We start from the raw sequence: 25772 nt of genomic DNA on the forward strand, positions 1-25772 counted from the left end.
TCCCTAGAGGTCACTTATAACTTCTTTTAACCTTCCAGCTTAGCCAACTCTGCTTTCTGCTCGGTTAGCTTGTCGATATCGCGTTGATATCCCACTTGCTTAGCACGTTCTTTTTCAATCACGGCTGGCGGGGCTTTAGCCACGAAACCTTGGTTAGAGAGCTTACCTTCGATGCGCTTAAACTCACCAGCAGCCTTCTCGAGAAGCTTGTCGATACGGGCGACTTCTTTAGCCACATCGATAAGACCTGCCATAGGGATAAGCAGCTCCATATTACCAATCAACTGAGTGGTAGACATAGGCGCTGTCTCGTCGTCGCTGAGGATAGTCATAGACTCAAGCTTAGCTAAGGTCTTGAAGAAGGTTTGGTTCTCTTCCAGACGAGCCTTGTCTTGCTCGCTGACGCCGCGTAGTAGGGCATTAAGCGGCTTAGATGGGGCAATGTTAAGCTCGGCGCGAATGTTACGTACCGCAGTGATGACCTGCTTAACCCACTCGAGATCTTCCATCGCGCTGTCATCGACCTTATCAGCCTGGTATTCAGGGAAAGGTGCCAACATTAGAGTATCGCCGGTCACGCCAGCTAGGGGCTGTACGCGCTTCCAGATAGTCTCTGTGATATAAGGCATCATAGGATGCATTAAGCGTTGCATCTGCTCTAGTACAGTCACTAGAGTATGGCGGGTACCGCGCTTCTGAGCTTCGGTGCCGCTTTGCATTACAGGTTTAGTTAGCTCCAAGTACCAGTCACAGAATTGGTTCCAAGTGAACTCATAGATGGTATTTGCTGCTAGGTCGAAACGATAGCTCTCCATGTGCTCGTCAAAGGCTTTAACTGTCTGGTTAAACAGGCCTATGATCCAGCGATCTGCAAGAGAAAGCTCCATTTCACCAGGCTTGCCGTCAGTTAGAATCTGACCGCAATCTAATGGCTCGCCTGCAACATTGCTGTCTTGATCTTCTGACTGCACTTCTGTGTTCATCAACACATAGCGAGAGGCGTTCCAGATCTTGTTACAGAAACTGCGGTAACCGTCGAGACGCTTCATGTCCCAGCTGATATCTCGGCCTGTTGATGCCATAGACGCTAAGGTGAAACGCAGGGCGTCGGTACCATGGGCTTCAATGCCATCGGCAAATTCTTTACGTGTACTCTTCTCGATTTTTGCAGCAAGTTTTGGCTGCATCATGTTACCGGTACGCTTGGTAACCAGTGACTCAAGGTCGATACCGTCGATCATGTCTAACGGATCAAGTACGTTGCCCTTAGACTTAGACATCTTATTACCGACTTCATCACGGATGAGTCCGGTCACGTAAACTGTCTTAAAGGGAACCTGAGGCTTGCCATTTTCATCTTTGATGAAGTGCATGGTCATCATGATCATGCGGGCAACCCAGAAGAAGATGATGTCAAAGCCAGTCACCAACACATCGGTTGGGTGGAAAGCTTTAAGCTCTTCGGTGTTCTTCGGCCAGCCAAGGGTCGAGAAGGTCCAAAGCGCCGAGCTAAACCAGGTATCGAGTACATCATTGTCTTGGCGTAACACTACCGAGTCGTCAAGCTTATGCTTAGCACGTACTTCTGCTTCGTCGCGGCCTACGTAAACTTTACCTGCTTCGTCATACCAAGCCGGAATTCTGTGTCCCCACCAAAGTTGGCGTGAGATACACCAATCATTAATATCACGCATCCAAGAGTTGTACATGTTCTCGTACTGCTGGGGCACGAACTTGATGTCGCCATTATCGACCGCTTCCATGGCTGTCTTCGCCATAGGGGCAACAGATACATACCATTGATCAGTAAGTAGTGGCTCGATAACCACGCCAGAGCGATCGCCATAAGGTACTTTTAATCCGTGTGGATCTATCTTACCCAGTAGACCAAGGGTGTCGAATTCTGCGATGATTGCAGTTCGTGCCTTGAACCTATCTAGACCGGCATAACGCTCAGGCAGGCTGTTATCTAATACAGTATTGCTGGTGCCATCTGTGTTAACCACTTCGGCTGAGCTACGAATAGCCGCATCGAAGGTTAAGATGTTGTACATAGGCAGGGAGTGACGCTTACCGACTTCGTAATCGTTAAAGTCGTGAGCTGGAGTTATCTTCACACAACCTGTACCGAAATCCATGTCGACATAATCGTCGGCAACGATAGGAATAAGACGGTTAACGATTGGCAGTAGGATAAACTTGCCGATCAAGGATGCATAACGCTCATCATCGGGATGAACCGCAACTGCGCTATCACCTAGCATGGTTTCAGGACGAGTCGTGGCAACTTCTAAATAGTCTTTGCCATCGGCAGTCAATGCGCCATCGGCCAGCGGGTAGCGGAAATGCCACATGCTGCCTTGCTTCTCTTTGTTTTCGACTTCGAGATCTGAGATCGCAGTGTGAAGGGCTGGATCCCAGTTAACCAGACGTTTACCACGGTAGATTAGGTCATCTTCATAAAGACGGACAAAGACCTCTTGTACCGCTTCAGACATGCCTTCATCCATGGTGAAACGCTCGCGATCCCAATCCACAGAAGCGCCAAGACGACGTAGCTGTTTAGTGATGGTGCCACCGGATTCTTCTTTCCAGTCCCAGATCTTATCAATAAACTTATCGCGGCCAAGATCGTGACGAGTCTTGCCTTCTTCGGCTTCTAATTTACGCTCAACCAACATCTGAGTCGCAATACCAGCATGATCTGTACCTACCTGCCAAAGGGTGTTTTTGCCCTTCATACGCTGATAACGAGTCAGAGTATCCATAATGGTATCTTGGAAGGCGTGACCCATGTGCAAACTACCGGTCACATTTGGTGGCGGGATCATGATGCAATAGTTGCCTTTGGACTCGTCGCCATGTGGCTTGAAGTAACCTTTCTCTTCCCAGCTTTGGTAAAGAGACTGTTCTATAGACTGCGGGTTATATGTTTTTTCCATGGGAGCTAGTATTTCTCAAACAAAATTAAGTGGTTGTTTCGCTAGGTCTTGAGTGTTTAAAGTCACTCCAAGACTCTTATACTGTCGGTAACGATCGCGTGCGATCGTCTTATGGCCAGTATCATTGGCAACGAAATCGATAATCTGGCCAAAGTTTACCGCAAATGAGGGTACTTGGTCTGCAAGATTAATCAGAAGATGGCGATTTTTATTGGGCCCTAAGGTATCGAAGCCGATTTCAACAGGCGCACCTGTAAGCGGGCCTTCACCTTTGAGGTTATGGGGCACAAAAGAATTAGGCTCAAATTGCCATAATAATTCATCGACAGCATAAGCCTGCTCTTTATCTCGAGTATGGACATAAACCAGCTGCTGCTTCACATATGCATCCTGTGCCAGCTCGCAAGCTAACCTGTGTACTTGTTCTGTGGCTTCTGTGGGGCTATTAGCCTCATCCGGCATCACATAAAATAGGGCGTTTGGCATAGTTGGGATCAGTTAGACTTAATTTACTGTCGAAGGGAGGGATTTTACACTAAACGGAGGTTAGTTATCAGCCTCTTTTTGTGCAGCGTTAGCTTAGTTTTGTGTCATGAGAGTTCATAGAAGCTCTTAGCTGTATTGTTATCTATCGCCTGCCGTGGGCTTTAGTGCAAGTAATCTCTCGGTACGCTGTGAACCCTTCCATGGGCGCTCTGCGGTTTCATCCCTGAAACCCAAGTCCTCGAGCTCACTTGCACCAGGTTTTATTTGTCTCTTCGATTTTAGTCGGTTGAATTAAATATAATGCTTTTAAAATAAGGTTTACTTGAATCCAGCACTAGAACTTTCAAAGTACTAGTCAATACCAAATGAGCCAAAATGTAATCAGCTTGATTCCAAGCTAACGATCCTTACTGGATACAAGGATTTAGTGGATTATCCTTAATCGATATATCCCGGCTTCTGATAGCACGCACTCGTCTTGTCTCAGTTGGCTGTTGGGTGATTCAATATATCTGTTGTTGCTATAAGCCCGGTGAAAGTCCCAGTAACCCTCTGAATTTTCAACCCACTCTGGATATTTCTTGCCGCCTAACTCTATGGTCAATGGACCTTTTCTAAGTGTTTCCATAAGACTTCTCCTTTTCACCCTTTTTATAAAGGGTCTTGTCACTGTAAATGAATGCATAACAATCTTGAAGATATCGAAGTGGAGCAATGAACCCTTTAACCTTGAGAAGGCTTAACATAAGGATTAATGATGCAGGTTCAATATTGATAGGCCTTAATTAAAACTGAGTAGGCTCTAAGTAAATTCTTCATAAAGCCAGAAGTTAAAGATAGGACACTCTGATGGCTTTCGCCCTAAGTATTTTTACTGAGAAGTGGGCCAATACTAGCCTTCGGACTGAATTAAGTCGTTTGAGATGCATCGTTATGAAAAGGAATTGAGGGTGATTAAGAAATGATGAATACCATGAGTGCTTAGATACTTGGCACGTTCAACCTTGAGTGCACTTTTCCTTCTACAGAGATAGCCTGGATAGCCTAGGCCGTGACATCCGTGTCACGGCCTATTTCTGTGACTCACCATTCTTTAATAAATGTAAACGGCCCCAGCTCCATTCATATCATTCAATGATTGGTTACCTTGAACGCCAGTTGCCGAAGAATTTTCTCCAATAGCGCCAATTGCTAACGTTGAGCCTGTGGCATCAATGGCAAGCGAAGTTCCAAATTGATCACCTTTTCCGGTGTTTGCCCCGCGAAAGTTTTTCACTCTCTGCCAGCTGTCACCGAGTAGACTATATTGCACGGCTATACCCACAAAAGAGTCACCATCAATTACATTTGTACCTATATCGGAATCTATACGGGTATTATCACCTGTAGAATTCCCGATAAAAAGGTGCTGTCCATCAGCGCTGAGTCTTAGCTGCGAAGCTAGGCTAATACCTGAAACATAATCTAGATAGGCTTGTGCTTGCCATTGGCCATTAATTCTCTGGTAAATAAAAGACTTGTTAGATCCACCTATTGCCAGAGTATCTCCGGTGGAGCTTAAACTTGCACCCTTACCAAAATGTGTGGTACTAGAATTAGGCTTAACATATGCTTGTTGGGTCCAATTATCCCCTTGACGTTGGAATACATAGGCTGCACCTCGATTCACCGCGCTATTATTACTTTCAACTCCATTTATGCCCATATCAGATGAACGTTCACCAGTAGCACCAACTACCAGGGTGCTGCCATCGCTGTTAATGGCCACCGATGACCCAAAAAAATCACCAGCCTCAGCATTGCTAGCCTTAAAGTAGACCTGCTGCGACCAGACACCGCTATTGAAGGCAAATATATAAGCAGCGCCGCTATAGCTTGAGTTATTATCTACTTCTCCACCATAGCTCTCATCATTGACACCTATTGCGCGGGAGTCCTCGCCATTAGCGCCCACAACTAAGTAGTTAGCATCATCGCTCAGATCTAGCGCTGCGCCGAAATAATCATTAGCATCAGGTTGGTTCGGCTTGATATAAGCCTCTTGACTCCATGTGCCGCCATGTTGACGAAACACATATATGGCGCCACTGGCTACAGCGGTTGTATCACTTTCGTCAGCGTTTATGCCTCCGCTATTCGAACCATCACTTCGAGCCCCAACCACCAGAGTCTGGCCGTTGGCACTCAAATCAAGGCTTGAACCAAAACTCTGCCCTTTAGCTATGGAAGGTTTAATATAATCAGTTTGCTGCCAAATTTTACCATCGCGCTTAAACAGATAGACCGCGCCTGTACCACTCGCATTTCTATTGGTTTGATCGCCATTTAGCCCTGTAGCATCAGATGCTTCTGCTCTTGCTCCCACAGCCATTACTTTTCCGTCGGCGCTTAAGGCTACCGAACGACCAAAATAAACCGTTCCTCCAATATACGATGCTTTAAAGTAGCCAATGGCAGCATCCAGTTGGGCTCTGCTTGGGGTGACCAGATCACTGGCGACGCTTTGACTACCGTTACGGGCCAGGATCATAAATTGTGGGTTATCGGTCAATAGTGCACTTTCTAGATAGACTTCGGCTTGGGTGTCGGTGACGGGGTCACCTAGTGGGCTACAGAATTCACTATCGACTAAGGTTTCGTTATATAGGCATACTTGGTACTCACTGGCCCAGTTTTCATTATCTTGCCAGCTTAGTAAGAAGGTTTTAACGCCCGTAGCCAGTGGAAGAACATTATTAAAGGTGATTTCTGGCGGGGTTTCGTCAGCGAGATACAACAAGCGGTTAGTGACTGATAGGGGGGCGAAGGTCTCGGTAAAGCTGGCTGTGAGCTGACCTTTCTCAACACGTATACTGTGCTCGCCAGGACTTAAGTAAGTTTTTAGCGAGGCTGTGTTAAATTGGCTACCGGTGAGACCGATTAGAGTCTCATCCAGATAAACGCTGGCACCTTTGGCTAGTTCTGGATCTGTTCCACTGACCACGCTCAGCATCAGAGTCGATAATAAGCTGCCACTGATTTGATGGGAGACGTCAATATTAAGCTCACAGCCAAAAGTCTGTGCGATTTCGACTTCAACTTCGAAGCTACAGCTGGCAAGCGGTGTACCAGAGTATTGATTATCTTCACGTTTGGTATAGAAGCTTAAATAGGCCGTCACTGTGTCTTGGCCTAGAGTTTCAAACAGAGGCAGTTTAGAATCGGCTATTTTATAGATGCCATCTTCGAGTTTAAAGCCGTGAATAGTTTCACTGTTTGAGTTTATTTCTCCTGAGCCGGCATTAAGTCGCATGACTAAGGCTAGTTTATCTACTCCGCCAACTCGATCGATTAATACTTCAGGTACTGCGATATTAAATGTGCTTTCGTTATTACTCATATCAAAACTGAAATCGACATCGGCACTTAACGGAATAATATCGATACTGGTAGTAACACCTTCTTCTAATAGAATATTGACTGATTCACTGCGCATCATACCGACTAGTCGGTTGTCATCATATAGCTTAAGTTCGAGTTCATAATCACCATCCCCTACAGACAAGAGTATTTGTGTAATACCAAAATCTTTATTTAGGGCATACACTAATTCATCGCCGCCATCGAGACTAATACCTAATTTAGGATTAAGCATCTGCTTCAGTTCGGTGACATCGAACTGAAAATTCAATTTTGCTAATTCGTTAATATCTTCCAGAGTGACGCTGGTATTCCCTAAATGAGGTTGCAGTACCAGATTGACTTCAGGGGTGGTGTCATTGGTAATAACCACGGCCAAAGACTGAGCTATATATTGTTGTGTTCCTTTTTCTAATATCACTACAAAGTCATATGTGTCAGGGGCTAAGCTCAAGGTTCTATGTGAGACCACACTCGTGTCAGTTTTTAACGTAATGGGCCAATCTAAAGTCTGTTCTGCACCTGTTGAGATTGAGGTTACCAACATCTGACCATCGAAACGTGTGTCTTCGGTGACTATGAGTCCATCTGGAATGGATAGAGGCTCAATACGTATTTTCTGCAATGCAGGTGCTGACTGAGCCAATAATTTAGCTTGGCTAGTAAATCCTAATCCAGTGGTTGTTGTAGCATTATTAGTGACAATTTTTTGTGTATATAAGGCTGCAAAAAGAGGATGTACTGTTAATTCAAGTTTAACAGGGGAGGTGGTAGGCACATCAATTGCTATAGCTTTTTCATCTGAAGGTTGCGATTCTCCGCCACCACAGGCTGATAAAGTTATTGCCAGAGCCAGGGGGCTCCATTTAATTATTTTTTTTGACATCTGATATTCCTTTAATTACTTGAGGCGGACTCTTGTGAGCCCGGCACATACTTCCAAATAGCCAGATTGACTACGATTTCTAACTAATACTTTTAATTAACAAAGAGTGTTAGTCATGAAAATGATTGTAATTACGGAGGAGGGAGGGGGGACTACTCATCCGTGAGTCTAAATAATTTATGCTCTAGGGCATTTTTCTGTTCTGCGAGAAACTTATCGCAGCCTGTTACTTCATATCCCTGATTGCGGTAATACAAAAGTTGAGAATCCGCAGGTGGTTGCGTATAAGTGTGTCAAATGTAAGTCTTTTCACATTTGGATACAATATGTTGATATAAGTTTTCTTTGTACTAAATTTAAAATTAACTATTAGCTGACCCAAATGATTTTGAGGGGGAGGGTATAGAATATTAAAGAAAATAGATGTGTTTCTTACCGGGTGGATGTTGAAAGGGCTGTGGGCTTCGAGGATATGTAGAGGTTCTACAATGTAAATCTTCTTAAAGAAAAGAGCTGTAAGGGTGAGCAGGATTTAAACAGTAAAATCCTGCTCTTATACTTGATTAATTCAAATGCTAGCAAGGGGCATGTTTACTTGATAGCCATTCTAAGCCTTATTAAAATCTCAATTTCTAAATATTTAATCGCACTCTGCAATTATGCTAGATTCATCTAGAATTGAGCTATGAAGATTATTTCTACTACTCGGATCCTTGTCCTCTACGATGGTGCCTGTCCTAGATGTATTAAGGATAGAGATAATTATTTACGTATTGCGGGACGTCATGCCCAAGGGGTCAACTGGTTCGATATCACAGGTCAAGACGACAAGTTGAAGGCTTGGGGTATATTGCCGTTTAAGGCGTTGACCCAGCTGCATGTGATCATTGGCGAATGTGACAATGTTAACCAGCCTAGAGTCGTATCTGAGCTTGATGCCTACATAGTTCTGATGCTAAGAGTGCCAATATTGAAGCCATTAACCTGGTTGATGGAGCTAAAATATCTTCGTCCGGTTTTATCGAATTGGTATCGTAAAGCTGTTTATCGGCGGCTTAAATGTGAAGGGAGATTATAGCTGACGATGGCACTGACCCATATGTCTGCTTGCCTGCATGTTATTTGTGTTATTGATATTTAAGCTGAAACTACATGGTTATGAAGAGGGTTATAGATGGCGATGGTACTGACTCATATGCTATGCGTGTCATGTATACCTTTGATATTTATCGTAAACAGACATTATTACGAAGGGTGGGGGGAATAGATGGCGATAGCACTGACTCATATCGCTTTGCATGTCATGGATGTTGAAGCCTGCGTCGACTTTTATTCTTCCTATGCTGGCATGCATATTATTCATGAACGCTCCAGCGGTAACAGCCATGAGCAGCAAGGTGATAACAGCCATGAGCGCCTAAGTGATAACAGCCATGAGCGACCAAGTGATAACAGCCATGAACGACCAAGCGGAGAAAAGCGTATTGTCTGGCTAAGTGAGCCGGGGCAGGAGTCGCAATTTATCATTGTGATACTTCCCGGAGGGTGTGGTCATCATCAGCAGATGAATGATTTTTCCCACTTAGGTTTTGCACTAGAGAGTAAAGCCGCCGTAGATAAGGTAGCAATGCGTGCCGAGGAAGAGGGCATATTAGTCTGGGGCGTGCGGAACGATAAATACCCTGCGGGATATTATTGCGGCGTCAAAGATCCCGATGGCAATTTTGTTGAGTTCAGCTATGGTCAGCCACTGGGGCCAGGAGCCCCAGAACTCATCATGTGAGAGCCGCTCCATGAGGCAACTCCCACATTTAGTGCATAAATTTACTGACTTTCACTCAAGGCAATTTTTGCACTTAATCCCACCAGTATGAGGCCTGAACCTCCCTCTATCCCTCTGGAATACTTTGCCGCTTTTGGGCTACTAAATAGTATGCTGCCCAAGAAGGAATAGACTAAATTGCAGCCTGTTGCCAGAACGCTGAATAAGAGACCTAAAATCATTAGGTCTTTAGTCGCTGACTGAGAAGATATATCGATGAATTGTGGTAAGAAAGCCAGATAAAACATAGCAACTTTGGGGTTTAGCACGCTCACAACGACCCCTTGTGTAAACACATTCCTTACACTAGTCATTTGAGTCTCAGTATCATCAGTATTGGCAACCAGTTTTGATTGTCCCTTGTAACAGTTTATTAGAGAGGTGATCCCCAAATATAACAGGTAGGCTGCGCCTAAGTATTTAACGACACTGAACAGAAAGGCTGAGCTTAGTATTAATGCCGATAAGCCAAATACCGCGGCTAAAGTATGTACCAGATAGCCAGCTCCTAGCCCCAGAGAAGCCGCTATACCTGATTTTAATTTACCCTTCATGGTATTAGAGACTATGTACACCACATCTGGCCCAGGGATCAGGTTGATCGATAGAGATGCAATAACAAACATTAAGATTGTGCTTAATTCCATATGTACTCCTTGAATTGCCTAAACGTAACCCACATTAGATTTGCATCTTTTACCAGTATTATTAATGCGTGTATATATTTTTCAAATTTGAAGCAAAGAAAAAGGGCGAAGAGATAACTCTTCGCCCTTTCGGCCTAACTAAGCAAGATATGTATTATTCCCCTTGAGGAACACCCGCTCGGTTGATCAGGAACTGAGTCAATAGCGGTACAGGACGACCGGTAGAGCCCTTGTTCGCGCCACTGTTCCAAGCAGTACCGGCCACATCTAAGTGTGCCCAGTTGTACTTCTTGGTGAAGCGAGACAGGAAGCAAGCTGCCGTGATTGCACCAGCGGGACGACCGCCAAGGTTAGTCATATCGGCAAATGGGCTTTCAAGATGCTCTTGATACTCATCCCACAGCGGCAAGCGCCATGCGCGATCTCCACTCTGCTCACCGGCATTTAATAGCTCGTGTGCTAGAGGGTTATGACCAGAGAATAGACCCGAAGCGTGTTTACCCAGTGCGATAACACAGGCACCTGTCAGAGTTGCTGTATCGACAACTAACTCAGGGTCGAAACGCTCGACGTAGGTCAATACATCACACAATACCAGGCGACCTTCTGCGTCTGTGTTTAACACTTCGACAGTTTGGCCCGACATAGTGGTGAGGATATCACCCGGACGGTAAGCATTGCTCGATGGCATGTTTTCACAGCCAGCAAGAATACCTATCACGTTGATTTTAAGATTGAGGTTACAAAGGGCTTTCATGACACCGATAACACCAGCGGCTCCGCCCATGTCGTATTTCATCTCATCCATGGCTTCGCCAGGCTTAAGTGAGATACCACCTGAGTCAAATGTCAGACCTTTACCGATTAGGACAATTGGCTTCTGAGTGCTGTCGACTGCGCCCTTGTAGTCCATCACTGTCATGATAGATTCGTTGGCACTGCCACGGCCTACTGCAACGTATGAGTTCATACCCAGCTTGGTCATCTGCTCTTCACCTAAGGTGGTCACAGTTAGCTCTTCACAGGTCTCACCCATTTGGCGAGCTTGTGATGCCAGGTAGGCAGGATTACAGATGTTAGGCGGCATGTTGGCAACGTCGCGACAAAGATGCATACCAGCAGATACGGCCATACCATGTTCGATTGCGCGCTCACCTACAGTCAATTCACGGCGTGTCGGTACATTGAATACTAGCTTGCGTAGCGGACGGCGCGTCTCACCCTTGTTAGTTTTCAGTGCATCGAAACTGTAAAGGCTGTTCTGTGTTGTTTCAACGGCTTCACGAACTTTCCAGTAAGTATCACGACCCTTCACGTGCAATTCTGTCAGGAAGCAAACGGCTTCCATTGAACCAGTCTCGTTAAGCGTAGTGATAGTTTTGTTGATGATCTGCTTGTATTGACGTTCATCGAGCTCACGTTCTTTACCACAACCAACCAAAAGCACGCGTTCGCTGAGAACGTTAGGCACATGATGTAAAAGAAGCATCTGCCCTGGCTTGCCTTCGAGATCCCCACGACGAAGTAGGTTGCTGATATAGCCTTCACTAATTTTATCAAGTTGCTCAGCAATCCCCGATAAACGTCTTGGTTCATATACACCAACTACTATGCAGGCCGAACGCTGTTTTTCCGGACTACCGCTCTTAACGCTAAACTCCATGAGCTCTCCTAGATTCTTAAAGACAAATTTTATTATTTATTAGATAATGTCCGCTTGTGCCCCAAAAGGGCCAAAAATGGGCCTAAATTTGGTACATCGAAGTTTATTTTTTTAGGTGTTTTTTATGCCATATTTAGTTAATGGCTGGTTACAAAACTACCAAAAGTAGACAGTCTACATGAAAGTTTACCTGTTACCAGCATAATTATAAGTTAAGGGACCGGATCCTGCCTGTGATTGTATTTAGATATTTGATTCGAGAAGTTTTAAAGGCACAAATAGCCGTTCTTTTAGTACTTTTAGCTATTTTTATAAGCCAACATTTTGTTCGCGTACTCGCAGATGCTTCTGACGGAGAATTTCCAGCTTCGTTAGTCATGACTCTGTTGGGTCTTAATTTACCTTATCTGTTGGTTTTGGTCATACCTCTGAGTTTATTTCTCGGTATTTTAATGGCTCATGGCCGAATGTATGCCGACAGTGAAATGGTGATTCTTCACGGTGTGGGGGTGAGTGAGTGGTATATCACTCGAGTCACTCTATTATTGGCCGTGGGCAATATGATTTTTACCGCTATGTTGTCGGTTTATGTCACACCTTGGGCCGAAGAGAGGCAGAATCAGGTACTGGAGAACGCTCAGTCTGAAGCTGGTTTGGCAGCCATTACTCAGGGGCGCTTTCAAACCAGTCCTAATGGCAGAGCGGTGCTTTTTGTCGAACGTATTGGTCGAAATAACGAGCTGCAAAAAGTGTTCGTGGCTCAACTACCCGATCCGGATGATGAATCCGGTATGAGCAATATTGTGGTTGCCGAAGGTGGTAAGGTCATCGAGGATGATACCGGTGGCCAGCGTCTACAGTTGAGTGATGGTGTGCAATATCAGGCAAGGCCTAAACATGTGGATTTTCAGATCATCGAATTCGGTGGTTACCAGATGCAGATCAAGGAGCAGCCGGTCGATGAGCGCCGTCGTAAACTCTCCGCCATGCCAATCAATGACTTGATGGATATAGATGGACCTGCGGCTACGGCTGAATTTCATTGGCGTCTGGCTATCCCCTTAGCGATCCCCTTAATGACACTTATTGCAGTGCCTATGGCCAGAGTGAATGTGCGACAGGGAAAATTTGCTAAAATGTTCCCGGCTATTTTGCTCTATCTTGGCTATTTTGGTTTGATGATTGCCGGACGTAAAGCGCTGGAGGATGGTGTGGTACCTGAGTACCTAGGGATGTGGTGGATACATGCATCCGCCCTCTTCTTAGGGATACTTCTCTTAAGTAAAGAGCGTCCTTCCGGTGTTAAATTGAGCGGAATATTTAAGCGCAAGAGGGCCAGTGCGTGAAAATATTAGACTTATATATTGCCAGAACCTTAGTCAGTGCTTCGGCCTTGTGTTTGCTTATTCTCACAGGTTTGTCAGGCATCATAAAATGGGTTGATCAGCTTCGTGTCGTAGGTCGTGGTAGTTATACCATGCTAGATGCAGGCATTTATGTGCTGTTTCTTATCCCTAGGGATATCGAGATGTTCTTCCCTATGGCGGTATTGCTCGGTGCCTTGATTGGCATGGGCACCTTGGCTTCGGGATCGGAACTGGTGGTGATGCAGTCTGCCGGCTTGTCTCGCTTTCAGATCACTCTGTCGGCGATGAAGACTGCCGTGCCACTTATGTTGATGATTATGGTCTTGGGTGAGTGGGGCGCACCAGCTGCGGAAAGGCGTGCCAATGAACTGCAAGCATTCAAGGTATCCGGCGGTAGCCTGATCAAATCAAGCCGTGGGATCTGGGCAAAAGATGGTGATCTGTTCGTCAATATTGGTGAAGTAGAAAATATTAACCGACTGCATAATATTACCTTGTATGAGTTCGATAGCACCTTGACCTTAGTGAAGACCATTCACGCTGAGCGCGGTGTATACTCAAACGATCACTGGCGTCTAATCGATGTCAGGCAAACAGATTTGACCAAGGACAAGGTAACACTGACAGACCTAACCCTATATCGCTGGGATTCGACACTGACACCTGACAAGTTGAGTGTTGTTTCGGTCAAGCCTGAATCACTCTCCATTCAAGGTTTGATGGGTTATCTGGACTATCTTAAGGTGAACAACCAAGATTCTGGACGTTATGAGCTAGCGCTATGGCGTAAAATCATGCAGCCCGTCACCGTTGCTGTGATGATGTTGGTGGCGCTGTCATTTGTGTTTGGTCCCTTGAGAACCGTGACCATGGGGGCTCGTGTATTGTTAGGGGTTATTGCTGGTTTCACCTTCTATATCAGCAGTGAAATATTCGGACCTCTGACTCTGGTCTATGGGCTACCGGCCTTCCTCGGCGCCGTGATGCCTGCACTGATATTTAGTACCATAGCCATCTATTTTATTAGAAAGTAGCTAAGCTGAGTATTCTAGCCCTTCAGGCTTATGCTTGAGGGCTTGAGTCATTCATTACTCCTACAAGTTTCGAAAACACCAGCTTTTGAAAGCCTGCCTCTAACATTCTTAATTGGGACTGCTGCGCCCATGTTCTTTGAGCATATGCCGACTATGTTAAATACACCGGCTTAAACTTTCCTGTGTGGCCATTAATACCTTTAGTTTCAAATACACTCAATACCAATCGGTATCAGTCATAAGCGGAAGTTTCATTCTGACTGTTATTCTGGCTATTGTAGAGGCATTAGATCTGGGCCATAAAGGGCTTAAAAAGGATTCAGATTTATGTCAGCTGATTGAAATTCAGTCTGAAAGTTATAGGGGAGGAATTTTGCTGAACATGTTGAGCAAGAGTGACCTTGCATAATTGAAGTGAGTTTGTGCCAGTTGGAGTAAACTCATGTCAATCGGTGCCAAAGCAAGTTGGGTTTAGACTTGTAAGTTTTAAGCTGTAAGTGGCATAGGAGAAACCTCAGGGCTTTACTTACCACTTACCACTTACCACTTGCAGCTAATAGCCTATGGCTAATTCTAGCTTTAAACGCCGCGCCAATTACGCATCTGGTTGGCTTCTTTCGACAAAACCACGACTTCCGAACGTGTCATCATATCTTGTAGGGCTAGCTTATCGCCGTTGATCAAGACCCACAAATTGCCTATCCCCAGCAGGGACCATACCAGACGTGCCGAGGCTGTGATCATACTCAGGCTCTGGCCGTTAGGATGTTGGATTTTCAGTCTCCAGGCTCGCATACCTAAGGTTTGACCGCCGTAACTCCAAAAGGAGATGTAAAATAGACCCACACAGAGCGCTATCCAGAGCTGGTAAAGGCCCTTATAAAGAGAGTCGCCATTAAGCAGGTCTGATACATGCTCATAGCTGCCCATGTCTATTAAGCCTGAAGAGGTGAGGAGGGTAAACACGCCAAAACCTATGGCGCCGGCTATCATATAGACGGCTACAGCGAGTAGAAGATCATAGACGCCAGCGCCGCAGCGACGAAAAAATCCCGCTCGAGGAAAGTTAGCGTGTTCGCGGTTTGGCATTGAGCTTTGGGTCATTTTGATGTTTACTCTCGCTGTTTCTAAGGTAATAGGTTCTAAGCTTCAGGCTATTTGGCTTTTGGGTCATCTTTTATGTAATAGATATCACTAAAGCCCATTCGAGCGAACTCTTTATCTCTGAAGTCTCTGACTGCGGCAGAACCTTTCGAAGTCATGGCCACTTGCTGTGCCATCATATGGTAGCTAGTAAGGTCGATGCCTTCGGCTGCTGCAATGGCCTCATGGATATCATGGTGCTTGTCATAAGCAAAGTTTATCTCTTTCGCCTGCTTCTTATATTGGTACGTTACTCTAACTGCCATAATTCTCTCTATTGATTCTCTTGTACTAATTGTTTATTTGTTCTGATACGAGTTCTTAAGCGGCTTAAACTGCCGTCATATCAGCTATACCTTGAAGACCATATAGCAGGCATCTGCAGTATAAGTGTTCAGGCTCTTATCGATAGGCTCTTGCACAAAGCCTAGTTTTTTCCAGTAGCTACTGGCGCCTTGGACGGCGACTAAGGAGATACTGTCAAATTCCCACTGCCGAGCAAATGTTAACAGCTTTTCGACAGCGGCGCGCCCGGCACCTTTTCCTTGAGCATGAGCCGATAGGGCAATGTCATGGAGATATAAGGTATCGGCCTTTTCAACCTGGCTTATTACTTGTTCCAGAGATGGAGGTGAGCCGAGTATCCAAGGATGCGCCAGACAGTAACCGACCACTTGCTTGCCTGTCTCTACGACAAAACAGCTTTGTGGGGATAATAGCCATTTGCTCTGCAATACACCCAAAGACTCAGGCTCAATTTCCGGGTAACATTCCTCTTGAATCAAGAGGATACTCGCCCAGTCACCGGAGTCGATATTTCGCAGGTGCATCATTTTACTCTAGCAGGCTAATTTATCCCCGTATGATACGTTATTTAAGGTATCTTTGCTCTAGATGATGCCTAAAGAATTTGGGGTTTAGGGTCTCCCCTGTGGCGTGTCTTACCAGCTCTTCTGTGGTTAATAAACTGCCCTGAGACCAGATATTCTTGTCGAGCCAATGGAAAACCTGATCTATGTTACCTTGGGCCAGAAGTTCATCGACCGGCCCAAGACTTGCTTCCATGGCGAATCTAAATTGCGCCGCATACATGGCGCCTAAGGTATAACTTGGGAAGTAACCTAGTTCACCTACGGCCCAGTGAATATCTTGCATGCAACCATTTCGATAATCGTCACGGGTATCTATACCGAGTAGAGACTTCATCTGCTCTGCCCAGAATTCGGGTAAATCAGCCACTTCTAAGCTACCGTCGATCAAGCCTTTTTCGGCTTCAAATCTCAATAGGATATGACACGGATAAGTGACTTCATCGGCATCGACTCGTATCAAGCCTGGTTTGACTCGAGTATAGATGTGATTTAGCTCTTCTATGGTGAGCCTGCTGTTTAGGTGTTTACGTATCTTGGGCTGGATTTGTGAAAGGAAGCCCTTGCCGCGACCCAGCTGCATTTCACAGAATAGACTCTGGCTCTCATGTATTGCCATGGAACGATGACCGCCACCAGGCTGACCGCGCCACTCCTTCGGCAGTCCCTGTTCATATCTGGCATGTCCCGTTTCGTGGACTATTCCCATCAAGCCACTGGTAAAATCCGCTTCGTCATAACGAGTGGTTAAACGTATATCACCGGGTACGCCGCCACAGAAAGGGTGGCTACTAACATCTAAGCGACCTTGGCTGAAATCAAACCCCAGATATGTCATCACATCCCGGCCTAGTGCCTCTTGGCTCTGTGCCGAGTATTTAGCTAAGGATATCTCATTGTCACCGGCTTGCTGCCCTTGAACCGTTTCAATCAAGCCAGGTAGCCATGATTTTAGGTCGCCAAAAACATGCTCTAGGCGTGCGGTAGTCATGCCAGGTTCAAACTTGTTCAGCAGGGCATCGTAGGGAGTGAGCTCCTGTGCCTGTGCGCGTATTAAAGCTTCCTCTTTTACCAGTTTCATTAGGGCTTGCAGATTAGGCTTAAATCCCTGCCAGTCATTATTGGCTCTCTGGTCACGCCATGCGTGTTCGCAGCGGTAGGCCAGCTGTGTTTTAGCCTGAACAAGATCCGCTGGTACAACATTGGCTTGCATAAACTGATAACGGATCTCTCTGAGGTTAGACATTTGGTGACTATCGAGTAGCTCCTCTTCTGCTTCCTCGATACTGGTTTCGATAAATGAATCTGTTTTTAGCTCATGAATATGACGAGCCAGTTCCGCCATTGCTGCACCGCGACCTTCGCTGCCGCCAACAGGCATCATGGTGGCCTGATCCCAGTCGCCTAAGGCGCTAAGGTGTTCGAAGTGGGCGATCTTCTGAAAGTGTTCGGTTAAGCGTTGATAATGAGGGGGATTGGGTGAGTGTGTCATGCCGGCTCTTCATAATTTTTTACATGCTTAATGTTATCACTCAATCTTCATCAGTGCTGAAAATCTTAAATCCTAATATAGTTTCTATATTGTTTTGGCTTTGCTATGATTTCAGAGACTATACAGATTGCGATAGTGAACAAGGTGAGTTCACTAATCATGTTTAGTTTCAATAAAATGGATGCTGTAATACACATGGAGGCGACACCTGGTGGACTTTTTTCTCACTCAAGCTAATTTACCTTTTACTCTCTCTCTTTCTTTTGTTCTTATACTCGGCGTGTTCGAAGCGTTCTCCCTGTGCATTGGCTACAGCCTTGTAGGGGCGCTGGATGATTGGGCCCCAAGTGATCTCGATGGGGAACGTCCGACGTGCGGGAGTGGATTGACCTGGATTGTTGGCTGGCTTTGTCTAGATCGACTGCCCTTGTTTATCTGGTTTGTACTGGCCTTGATCAGTTTTTCAATTTCTGGTTATGGCAGTAATTACATCTCATTGGTGATCAGCAATGAGCTGCTTCCCCAGAGCGCCACCTTGCCTATCGCAGTTTTTTTTACCGCTTTCTCTTGCCGCTATCTTGGTGCTGCCGTCATCAAAATATTACCTCAGAATGATTCCCATGAAGTGACGACTGATGGCTTACTAGGTAGCGTTGGTACTGTGACCATAGGTTGTGCGATTAAGGGCAACCCCAGTGAAGCCTTAGTTAAAGACCTTTATCAGCAGAAACATTATGTGCTGGTTGAGCCGGAATTACCTGGCATAGTATTTAATCCAGGGACTCAAGTGGTGTTGCTTAGAAAGGACGGAGCGGTATGGTTGGCTGCTAGATTTGATTCTTAATTGCTGAGGATGTTTTTGAGGAAATTTAGGCTGGTTAATACTCATAGGTATTTACCAGCCTATTTTATTCGTTTTATTCGTTTTATTCGTTTTATTCTACAAGTAGCGCCATGGCCGGCTGCTGATTTCCTGGGCAGATGAGATAAGCCTTGTGATGTTTAATCAGGCTGGACTTCTTATTGCCTTGGCTCAAGAGTAAACCGTGTTTTGCAGCCACTTTTGCAAATTCTTGCTCATTGGCACGGACATAGAGGGTGATGGTTTTAGTTAGCTTATCGCCATCTATGTGTCCATCATATTGCTCATCCGAGATAACCAGACTATTTTGGCCACTGCAATCTAGCTTTAGCTTAGTGGTCACTTCACAATCTAAGATAACGACCCAGTCATTTTCTCTAAGCTCACTTAGCATAGCGTTCAGGGACGCACCCAATGTCTGTTTTCCTTCCGCTGCCAAATATTGGCTCTCTATGCGTTGCAATAGAGCGGGAAGTTGGGCCGCTGCGCCCATGCTGCGGGCATCACTGACCCATTTAGTAAGCTCTTTAGCGATCAACTTAGAGAAGCGTCGCTCCTTCAGGGCTTGGGCCATCCAGTTACACAAAAAATGACTCTCGGCAGCCGCTGTTTTAACGACATTATTGCTCTTGCTGCGCTCTTCGAGTGCAGCAAGGCCTGCTTGAGTTATTTCAATGAGAGCCTGATTATATCGAGTCATCAAGTTACTTCCTTTAAGCCTTTAGCGAATTTTTTTGACCTTGGTGGCCGGTCTGTTAGAGGAGTTTTTCACTTTTACTCGACGATCTTGCATATTTCTCTCGGCGACGACCTGAGCACCAGCATTATCGTCACGCTGCTGTTTCTTGGCGAAGCTACGACGCTTATGGAGTTGCTTGATCAGCATATCTCGGCTACCAACTTCATATCCTGGGATTGTGACACGAGGTAACTTCTTACCGATTAAGGTTTCGATATCGTACAGGGTGCGCTCTTCTTCACGACTCACAAGTGAGATGGCCACTCCTGACTTACCCGCACGACCGGTACGACCAATACGGTGAACATAATCTTCAGCAAGGAAAGGTAGGTCATAGTTAACTACGTATTCTAGATCTTGAATATCTAGACCGCGCGCAGCCACTTCGGTAGCGACTAAGGCGCGAACCTTACCCTCTTTAAATTCTCTTAAGGCGCGGCGGCGAGTACCCTGAGCCTTTTCACCATGGACCACAGATGATGTGATGCCATCTAGATTAAGCTCTTTGACTAGTTTGTCAGCGGCATCGCGTGTGGCGGTAAAGACCAGAACCTGTTGCCAGTTTTTCTTACCGATAAGCTCGGAGAGCAGCTCGCGCTTGCGGCGTTGTTCAACTGGGTAAATGACCTGGCTAACTGTGTCTGCTGTGCTGTTTTGGCTGTTTAGATTGATAAGCTTAGGCTTGACTAACATGTCATTGGCCAGCTTCTTCACGGCACTGGAGAAAGTAGCCGAGAAGAGTAAATTCTGTCGTTGCTTATTGACGGCCTGCATTATCTTCTGGATATCGCTAATAAAGCCCATATCTAACATACGATCGGCCTCGTCCAGCACCAAGAAATCGACATTAGACAGGTTTAAGTTACAGGCTTGAAGATGCTCCAGCAGGCGGCCCGGTGTGGCAACTATGATGTCAGTGCCACGTTTAAGCTTCTGTGCCTGAGTCTCTAATTTAACCCCACCATAGATGGTCAATACCGAGACATCCATATACTTGCTGTAATCACTGATGTTTTCGGCAATCTGAGAAGCGAGTTCACGTGTCGGTGTGAGGATAAGTGCCCGTGCATTCGATCTCTGGGTCTCCATCGGGTTATCGAATATCTTCTGCAGGATAGGCAGTGCAAATGCAGCTGTTTTTCCTGTGCCAGTTTGTGCACTGGCTAAGACATCTTGGCCGCGGCGGATTGCAGGTATGGCTTCTTGCTGAACAGGCGTCATTTTTTGATAACCGCATTCAGAGATAGCGCGCAAAATCTCGGGAGCAAAACTAAAAGATTCAAATCTCATCTTGGGGCCTCTATTTAACTTGTTCGGTCACCTAGCCATATGCAGGTAATCTTCTTTATCCATCAGGCGGTGAGCGCCTAAACCACGAATAATTCGCGGCGGCGGAGTATAGCAATTTTCACCCGGTTTTAACAGCATATCATTTTCTGCTCCATATCAGGCTCATGCTGGCTTTCTTTGCAATATATTTGAGCCAGTACAGACAGGAATATAGTCGAATGATTTGACAGCTCAGCCCTTTGGACTAGGCTTCATTGGATTCATCTCTATCCGATTAAATCTGTATTCAGGACTGAATGCTATGGGTAGACGTGATATAACGCATGGAGGCTATATGGCACTTTTTACTTGTGCATTGAAAGGGAATATTCGTCATTTATTCGATGACTTCTTATCATGTATTTTTCTGGTTTTACCTTTTTTCCCAGTCCCTTCTCCCCGAATTTCTTTGCTCATCGCTACCTAAAGTGAGAATTAATATGTCTATTAATGTACTCGTCATCGATGATTCCTTAGCTTGTTGCCGTATCCTGAGCGAATACCTGATGCAACTAGATGTTAACCGTGTGGAATATTGTACCGATGCGGTATCGGCGATTAAAATATTGACCAAGTATGACAAAGACTATCAAGTCGTTGTAGTCGATCTGCACATGCCGAATATGGATGGTATCGAACTCTTGATGAATCTAAGTGAGATTGGTTATAGAGGGGGGATCATCATAGCTTCAGGGATGGAAAATCGTATAATTGAAGCTGCTGCTCAAATTGTCGTTAATTCAAGGCTTCGTCTTCTTGGCTCGTTAACTAAGCCTGTTTCGACTAAGCAGCTCAAGCTGTGTCTTGAGCGATTATATATGATGGAATCAGACCTAGTACCTAAGCCCGCTTCAATCTCCCTCGATGAGCTACATAAGGCCTTAAATGAAAATAAGCTTGTTCCCTATTTTCAGGCTCAGATGGATGCAGGGACGGGCAAGATTGTTGGGTTTGAAGTCTTATGTCGCATTCAGCTTGGTAATCAATTGCAATTGATTTCACCTAACCGCTTTCTTGAGTTAGCCGAGTCGCATAACTTGCTCGACGACTTGACTGAAAAGTTAATCAATAAGGCATTATCCCAGTGGAAGAAGATAAGCCAAGATGACTCCTGCACTGATTGTGGTCTCTCCATTAATTTGAGTCCAAGCCAATTGAACCAGGCTAGCTGGCCTAATCGATTGCTAAAATATTGCCATGACCATCAAATGCAAGCCTCTAAACTCACCATAGAGATCACCGAGAATCAGGCCTTGAGTGAGCAGAGTCAGTATTCGAATATTAGCCGCCTACGCTTACACGATTTCGGCGTAGCCATCGATGATTTTGGCACCGGATATACTAACCTCAACCAGCTGTGTTGCTTACCTATTAGCGAACTAAAGTTGGACATGAGTTTTGTAAGGGGCATCCACCATGATCCTCTCGCACAAACTATTCTAAAATCTTTACAGGAAATCAGCGGTAAACTCGGAATTAAACTGGTAGCCGAAGGAGTCGAAGATCTTAAGGACCTTAATTATCTCGAGAGAATTGATAACTTACTCTTACAAGGGTATTTGATTTGTCGACCTAAACCATTCGATGACTTGATGCGTTGGCTTAAAGCCCATAAAAAAGTCGGTGAATCTAAGCTGGATGTCAGTAAAGTGCCCGCAGAAACAGCCAATGCAAGTCTGACCTCAGCCGAGGTATCTAAGGATAGAATGTCGCACTATAGTATTTAGCAGGCAAATAAAAAGCAGGCATGATTAGCCTGCTTTTTATGATGTTATAAACGTAACAGCTAAATGGCCTTAGTGGCATTTTCTAGCCAGGTGAGCTCACGACCTTGCATCAAGGGGGACAGTGTCTTGTACACCAATTGATGATAATCATTAAACCAGTTTAGCTCGATGTCAGTTAACAGGCTCTTATCTATGAGGCGTGAGTCCATGGGGATTAGCGTCAATGCTTCGAATTCAAACATCTCTCTTTCTGCGTTGGCCAGGGCTTCACATGGGCGCACGGCAACAAGGTTCTCCAGACGAATACCAAACTCCTCGGCGCGATAATAGCCAGGTTCATTGGATACCACCATTCCTGGTAGCAGGGCGACATCATTGCTGTTTTTAGCTATGCGCTGGGGGCCTTCATGAACATTGAGGAAGTGACCCACACCATGGCCCGTGCCGTGATCATAATCAAACCCATGTTGCCACAAGTATTGACGCGCGAAACCGTCTAATTGTTGGCCTGTGGTGCCGCGGGGAAACTTGGCCTGATCCAGTGCGATATGTCCCTTAAGCACTAAGGTAACCATCTTCTTGTGTTCGCTAGTGACTTCTCCAATGGCTATGGTTCGGGTGACATCTGTGGTGCCATCTAGATACTGAGCGCCAGAATCAACCAGATAGATGCTGTTTTTGGTCATGGTAGCCGGGATGCCATTGTTGTGATTGTAATGACACATAGCGGCGTTCGCACCCACGGCAGAGATGGTATCGAAGCTAGGCTCTTTATAAAGCTCATCCTCTAAACGAAAGCTCTCCAGCTTGTCGGCCAGTACGCCTTCGTCATGAAAGTGCTCGGCCTCTACTTCATTATCTAACCAGGCTAAGAAACGACTAACCGCCACGCCGTCACGGATATGGCTGGCACGCATGCCAGCAAGCTCGGTGGTATTTTTCTGTGCTTTGGCCAGAGACACTGGATCGAAACCTGGGATAAGAATCGCACCTGCCTGCTCTGCAGCCAGCTGAGACCAAGCGTTACTCGAATTAGGGTCTGCAAGTAACTTAACCCCAGAAAGCTCCCCAAGTGCATGCTTAAGTTCACTCTCTGCTCTGAAACTGACTCCTGAGCCTACATGCTCAGATGTACCGCTTGGCAGTTTATGGATATCGGTAAACAGGGTCATATCGCCATTGGCTGTTAATAGGGCTGCGCCTAAAATGACTGGCAGACGAGGCACGTCATTACCGCGGATATTGAGTAACCAGCAAAATGAATCCAGTGAGGTGATAAGGGCCATATCTGCGCCGGACTTAGCTACTAGAGCTCCTATCTCTTGACGTTTTTGTTGACTAGTTTTACCCGCACGTTTCTCATCGAAAAGGATCGCCGGAGCACTAGAGGCCAAAGGGCGGTCTTGCCAATGAAGATCGATAGGGTTTTCGTCGACGGCAACTAAGGCCATTTGTGCCTTGTTTAGCTGGCTATCAGCTGATTTTTGCCAGCTTAATGGATGCAGGCGTGGATCGTAACCTACACGGGCATCGGCATCTAAGCTTGTTGTTAGCCACTGGATCTGTGGTGTATCGGTCAGACTCATATATTGAAATAACTCGCCATCGACCTGAAGCTTGACCTGAACTGTGTATCTACCATCGACAAAGATCGCCGCGCTTTCCTTGAGGATGATGATCATGCCGGCAGAGCCAGTAAAGTTACTGATCCACTGCATGCGCTCATTACGCTGGGGAACATACTCGCCCAAGTATTCATCGGCGCGGGGGATAATAAAGGCATCGAGGTTGGCTTTGGCCATCTCACTGCGAACCGCATCGAGTCGTGCGGCAATAGATTGAGGCATAAATACTCCGGTGTTTACTGACTCATGCATCTCTGATTAGAGGCAAGTATTATCAGAATTACTCTTATTGATTATTTGGCTGGAAGCCGATATTGGAAGCGATTATCGCAGTTGCTGTTGAATGTGGGAAGTGAAACAGCAGGGATTGTTAAGCCTAAAAAGCTCAAATAGGAAAGAGATGTAAACTTTGAAACACAATATTTGTTACAGCAGTTGTTAAATCAATTAGATTGGGTGCAGCAGATAAGTACCTAAAGGAATTAGTTTAATAATGGAAACGAAAATGCCATTTAATGTTTGGGTGCTTACCTTAGCCCAAGCCTTTGCCATGAGCGCTGCACCTATGATGATGCTACTGGGTGGGATTATAGGTGTCGAGCTTGCTCCTAGTCCCACATTAGCGACGCTGCCCATAGCGTCTATGGTGGTTGGTGTCGCCATATCTATCTTGCCCGTGACTCAACTGATGCGCAGTTTAGGCCGGAAAAAAGTCTTTATCGGCGGGTCTGTTCTTGCGGGAGTTGCAGGATTAGTTGCAGCCTATGCAACTCAAGAGCACAATTTTGTACTTTTTTGTTTAAGCGGCATTCTTCTGGGATCGGCTGGTGCAATTATCCAGCAATACCGCTTCGCAGCGATGGAGTCAGTAGCGCCAGAGTTGGGAGCTAAGGCGACATCGAGAGTCTTGCTCGGAGGCTTGGTCGCCGCATTCTTGGGGCCTGAGCTTGCCGTGTTGGGAGGAGATTTAATAGAGACTCCTTATGTCGGGGCCTTCTTGTTTCTCACCATGGTAAGTCTGCTTGCAGGGGTAACACTCAGTTTCTATCGAGAAGATAGGCTTACATCATCTCATGTTAGCACTGAGGAACAGGGAGATATTAGGCCGTTAAAGATCATATTGAATCAGGGACAGATTTGGGTCGCGATAGCCGGGGCCATGATAGGTTTTGCCATGATGAGTTTTGTGATGACAGCGACACCTCTGCATATGCATCATATAGAGCATCACTCCATCGCCGATACTAAATGGGTGATTCAGAGCCATATCATCGCCATGTATTTACCGTCTCTGTTTACCGGTTATCTGGTGGCAAAGTTGGGTGTGTCTAAAATAATGCTCACAGGTTTATTAGCTTACTTGGTTACCATAGTGACAGCCTTAATGGGCAATGATGTACTTAACTATTGGGCGGCTTTGGTATTGCTTGGCCTAGGTTGGAATTTGTTATTTGTGGGGGGGACGGTATTGCTGCCCCTTTGTTATCGCCCCAATGAGCGCTTTAAGGTCCAAGCATTCAATGACACCTTAGTTTTTGGCTCCCAAGCCATAGCGTCTCTCAGTGCTGGCTGGGTTATTAATCAACTTGGTTGGCAAGTGTTACTTATTATCTGCATTCCATTTATCGGAGTTCAGTTATTCTTGATTTCTTGCTGGAAAATCAACCAAAGCAAACTCTTAGCTACCCAGTCGAGTGAATAAGCTAGTCTCATTTTAACTGAAAACATGCTAATATTTTG

At 45.7% G+C, this 25772-nt stretch carries 20 protein-coding genes; 7 read left to right on the forward strand and 13 right to left on the reverse strand.

What is annotated here, in order from left to right; translation table 11 throughout:
- Positions 1-26: 26 nt before the first annotated feature.
- The 4 genes from SVI_RS03920 to SVI_RS03935 form a co-directional block, all read right to left on the reverse strand.
- Positions 27-2942, reverse strand: coding sequence for a valine--tRNA ligase (locus SVI_RS03920; RefSeq protein WP_013050111.1), 2916 nt, complete (start codon positions 2940-2942; stop codon positions 27-29).
- A 15-nt stretch (positions 2943-2957) separates the two neighbouring features.
- Entirely contained in the window at positions 2958-3428 is a 471-nt protein-coding gene (locus SVI_RS03925; RefSeq protein ID WP_013050112.1) for a DNA polymerase III subunit chi, read from the reverse strand.
- Between the two features lie 424 nt (positions 3429-3852).
- Positions 3853-4056: a hypothetical protein gene (locus SVI_RS03930; protein ID WP_013050114.1), complete on the reverse strand. Its 204-nt coding sequence runs from the start codon at positions 4054-4056 to the stop codon at positions 3853-3855.
- Positions 4057-4521: 465 nt separating this feature from the next.
- Positions 4522-7713: an FG-GAP repeat protein gene (locus tag SVI_RS03935; protein ID WP_013050115.1), complete on the reverse strand. Its 3192-nt coding sequence runs from the start codon at positions 7711-7713 to the stop codon at positions 4522-4524.
- A 685-nt stretch (positions 7714-8398) separates the two neighbouring features.
- Here SVI_RS03935 and SVI_RS03940 point away from each other — a divergent pair.
- Positions 8399-8791 carry a DCC1-like thiol-disulfide oxidoreductase family protein gene (locus tag SVI_RS03940; protein ID WP_041419658.1) on the forward strand — a complete coding sequence of 131 codons (393 nt, stop codon included), beginning with the start codon at positions 8399-8401 and terminating at the stop codon, positions 8789-8791.
- A 189-nt stretch (positions 8792-8980) separates the two neighbouring features.
- A complete protein-coding gene (locus SVI_RS03945) occupies positions 8981-9496 on the forward strand; it encodes a VOC family protein (protein WP_013050118.1) in 516 nt (171 codons plus the stop codon).
- A 41-nt stretch (positions 9497-9537) separates the two neighbouring features.
- On the opposite strand, the gene SVI_RS03950 is transcribed toward SVI_RS03945, so the two are convergent.
- Positions 9538-10182, reverse strand: coding sequence for a LysE family translocator (locus SVI_RS03950; protein ID WP_013050119.1), 645 nt, complete (start codon positions 10180-10182; stop codon positions 9538-9540).
- 154 nt (positions 10183-10336) lie between these two features.
- Positions 10337-11845: a leucyl aminopeptidase gene (pepA, locus tag SVI_RS03955; RefSeq protein ID WP_013050120.1), complete on the reverse strand. Its 1509-nt coding sequence runs from the start codon at positions 11843-11845 to the stop codon at positions 10337-10339.
- A gap of 233 nt (positions 11846-12078) precedes the next feature.
- Here pepA and lptF point away from each other — a divergent pair, with 233 nt between their 5' ends.
- Entirely contained in the window at positions 12079-13191 is a 1113-nt protein-coding gene (gene lptF, locus SVI_RS03960; protein WP_013050121.1) for an LPS export ABC transporter permease LptF, read from the forward strand.
- Complete coding sequence (lptG, locus tag SVI_RS03965) at positions 13188-14246, forward strand: LPS export ABC transporter permease LptG (protein ID WP_013050122.1); 1059 nt, start codon at positions 13188-13190, stop codon at positions 14244-14246. The genes lptF and lptG overlap by 4 nt, the downstream gene beginning before the upstream one ends.
- Positions 14247-14825: 579 nt before the next feature.
- On the opposite strand, the gene SVI_RS03970 is transcribed toward lptG, so the two are convergent.
- From SVI_RS03970 to SVI_RS03985, 4 genes are all read right to left on the reverse strand, one after another.
- A complete protein-coding gene (locus SVI_RS03970) occupies positions 14826-15335 on the reverse strand; it encodes an RDD family protein (protein WP_013050123.1) in 510 nt (169 codons plus the stop codon).
- 65 nt (positions 15336-15400) lie between these two features.
- Entirely contained in the window at positions 15401-15655 is a 255-nt protein-coding gene (locus SVI_RS03975; RefSeq protein ID WP_013050124.1) for a DUF2960 domain-containing protein, read from the reverse strand.
- A gap of 84 nt (positions 15656-15739) precedes the next feature.
- Positions 15740-16219 (reverse strand): GNAT family N-acetyltransferase, encoded by a 480-nt coding sequence (locus SVI_RS03980; RefSeq protein ID WP_041419660.1) that lies wholly within the window; start codon positions 16217-16219, stop codon positions 15740-15742.
- A gap of 40 nt (positions 16220-16259) precedes the next feature.
- The gene (locus SVI_RS03985; protein ID WP_013050126.1) at positions 16260-17750 is read right to left on the reverse strand and encodes a carboxypeptidase M32; all 1491 of its coding nucleotides are present in this window, start codon (positions 17748-17750) and stop codon (positions 16260-16262) included.
- 211 nt (positions 17751-17961) lie between these two features.
- Between SVI_RS03985 and SVI_RS03990 the strand changes: the two genes are divergently transcribed.
- On the forward strand, positions 17962-18594 hold the full coding sequence (locus tag SVI_RS03990) for an OB-fold-containig protein (RefSeq protein WP_013050128.1): 633 nt from the start codon (positions 17962-17964) through the stop codon (positions 18592-18594).
- Positions 18595-18685: 91 nt separating this feature from the next.
- Here SVI_RS03990 and SVI_RS03995 read toward each other — a convergent pair whose 3' ends face one another.
- Entirely contained in the window at positions 18686-19312 is a 627-nt protein-coding gene (locus SVI_RS03995; protein WP_041419662.1) for a DUF2913 family protein, read from the reverse strand.
- A gap of 21 nt (positions 19313-19333) precedes the next feature.
- Complete coding sequence (locus SVI_RS04000; RefSeq protein WP_013050130.1) at positions 19334-20641, reverse strand: DEAD/DEAH box helicase; 1308 nt, start codon at positions 20639-20641, stop codon at positions 19334-19336.
- A 479-nt stretch (positions 20642-21120) separates the two neighbouring features.
- On the opposite strand from SVI_RS04000, the gene SVI_RS04005 reads away from it, so the two are divergent.
- Positions 21121-22407, forward strand: coding sequence for an EAL domain-containing response regulator (locus SVI_RS04005; protein WP_157608655.1), 1287 nt, complete (start codon positions 21121-21123; stop codon positions 22405-22407).
- 59 nt (positions 22408-22466) lie between these two features.
- Here SVI_RS04005 and SVI_RS04010 read toward each other — a convergent pair whose 3' ends face one another.
- Positions 22467-24254: an aminopeptidase P family protein gene (locus SVI_RS04010; RefSeq protein ID WP_013050133.1), complete on the reverse strand. Its 1788-nt coding sequence runs from the start codon at positions 24252-24254 to the stop codon at positions 22467-22469.
- 271 nt (positions 24255-24525) lie between these two features.
- Here SVI_RS04010 and SVI_RS04015 point away from each other — a divergent pair, with 271 nt between their 5' ends.
- Positions 24526-25734, forward strand: a complete 1209-nt coding sequence (locus tag SVI_RS04015; RefSeq protein WP_013050134.1) for an MFS transporter — start codon at positions 24526-24528, stop codon at positions 25732-25734.
- Positions 25735-25772 lie beyond the last annotated feature (38 nt).

The sequence above is a fragment of the Shewanella violacea DSS12 genome (assembly GCF_000091325.1).
In the GTDB taxonomy this organism is placed as follows: Bacteria; Pseudomonadota; Gammaproteobacteria; order Enterobacterales; family Shewanellaceae; genus Shewanella; species Shewanella violacea.

Excerpts from the sequence above, each read along its gene's own strand:
- SVI_RS04010 (WP_013050133.1), bottom strand. The coding sequence starts at position 24,254 with ATGCCTCAATCTATTGCCGCACGACTCGATGCGGTTCGCAGTGAGATG.
- SVI_RS03980 (WP_041419660.1), bottom strand. The coding sequence starts at position 16,219 with ATGCACCTGCGAAATATCGACTCCGGTGACTGGGCGAGTATCCTCTTG.
- SVI_RS03950 (WP_013050119.1), bottom strand. The coding sequence starts at position 10,182 with ATGGAATTAAGCACAATCTTAATGTTTGTTATTGCATCTCTATCGATC.
- SVI_RS04005 (WP_157608655.1), top strand. The coding sequence starts at position 21,121 with ATGTCTATTAATGTACTCGTCATCGATGATTCCTTAGCTTGTTGCCGT.
- SVI_RS03945 (WP_013050118.1), top strand. The coding sequence starts at position 8,981 with ATGGCGATAGCACTGACTCATATCGCTTTGCATGTCATGGATGTTGAA.
- SVI_RS03930 (WP_013050114.1), bottom strand. The coding sequence starts at position 4,056 with ATGGAAACACTTAGAAAAGGTCCATTGACCATAGAGTTAGGCGGCAAG.
- SVI_RS03975 (WP_013050124.1), bottom strand. The coding sequence starts at position 15,655 with ATGGCAGTTAGAGTAACGTACCAATATAAGAAGCAGGCGAAAGAGATA.
- pepA (WP_013050120.1), bottom strand. The coding sequence starts at position 11,845 with ATGGAGTTTAGCGTTAAGAGCGGTAGTCCGGAAAAACAGCGTTCGGCC.
- SVI_RS04015 (WP_013050134.1), top strand. The coding sequence starts at position 24,526 with ATGGAAACGAAAATGCCATTTAATGTTTGGGTGCTTACCTTAGCCCAA.
- SVI_RS03925 (WP_013050112.1), bottom strand. The coding sequence starts at position 3,428 with ATGCCAAACGCCCTATTTTATGTGATGCCGGATGAGGCTAATAGCCCC.
- SVI_RS03940 (WP_041419658.1), top strand. The coding sequence starts at position 8,399 with ATGAAGATTATTTCTACTACTCGGATCCTTGTCCTCTACGATGGTGCC.
- SVI_RS04000 (WP_013050130.1), bottom strand. The coding sequence starts at position 20,641 with ATGAGATTTGAATCTTTTAGTTTTGCTCCCGAGATTTTGCGCGCTATC.
- SVI_RS03985 (WP_013050126.1), bottom strand. The coding sequence starts at position 17,750 with ATGACACACTCACCCAATCCCCCTCATTATCAACGCTTAACCGAACAC.
- SVI_RS03935 (WP_013050115.1), bottom strand. The coding sequence starts at position 7,713 with ATGTCAAAAAAAATAATTAAATGGAGCCCCCTGGCTCTGGCAATAACT.
- SVI_RS03920 (WP_013050111.1), bottom strand. The coding sequence starts at position 2,942 with ATGGAAAAAACATATAACCCGCAGTCTATAGAACAGTCTCTTTACCAA.
- SVI_RS03995 (WP_041419662.1), bottom strand. The coding sequence starts at position 19,312 with ATGACTCGATATAATCAGGCTCTCATTGAAATAACTCAAGCAGGCCTT.
- SVI_RS03970 (WP_013050123.1), bottom strand. The coding sequence starts at position 15,335 with ATGCCAAACCGCGAACACGCTAACTTTCCTCGAGCGGGATTTTTTCGT.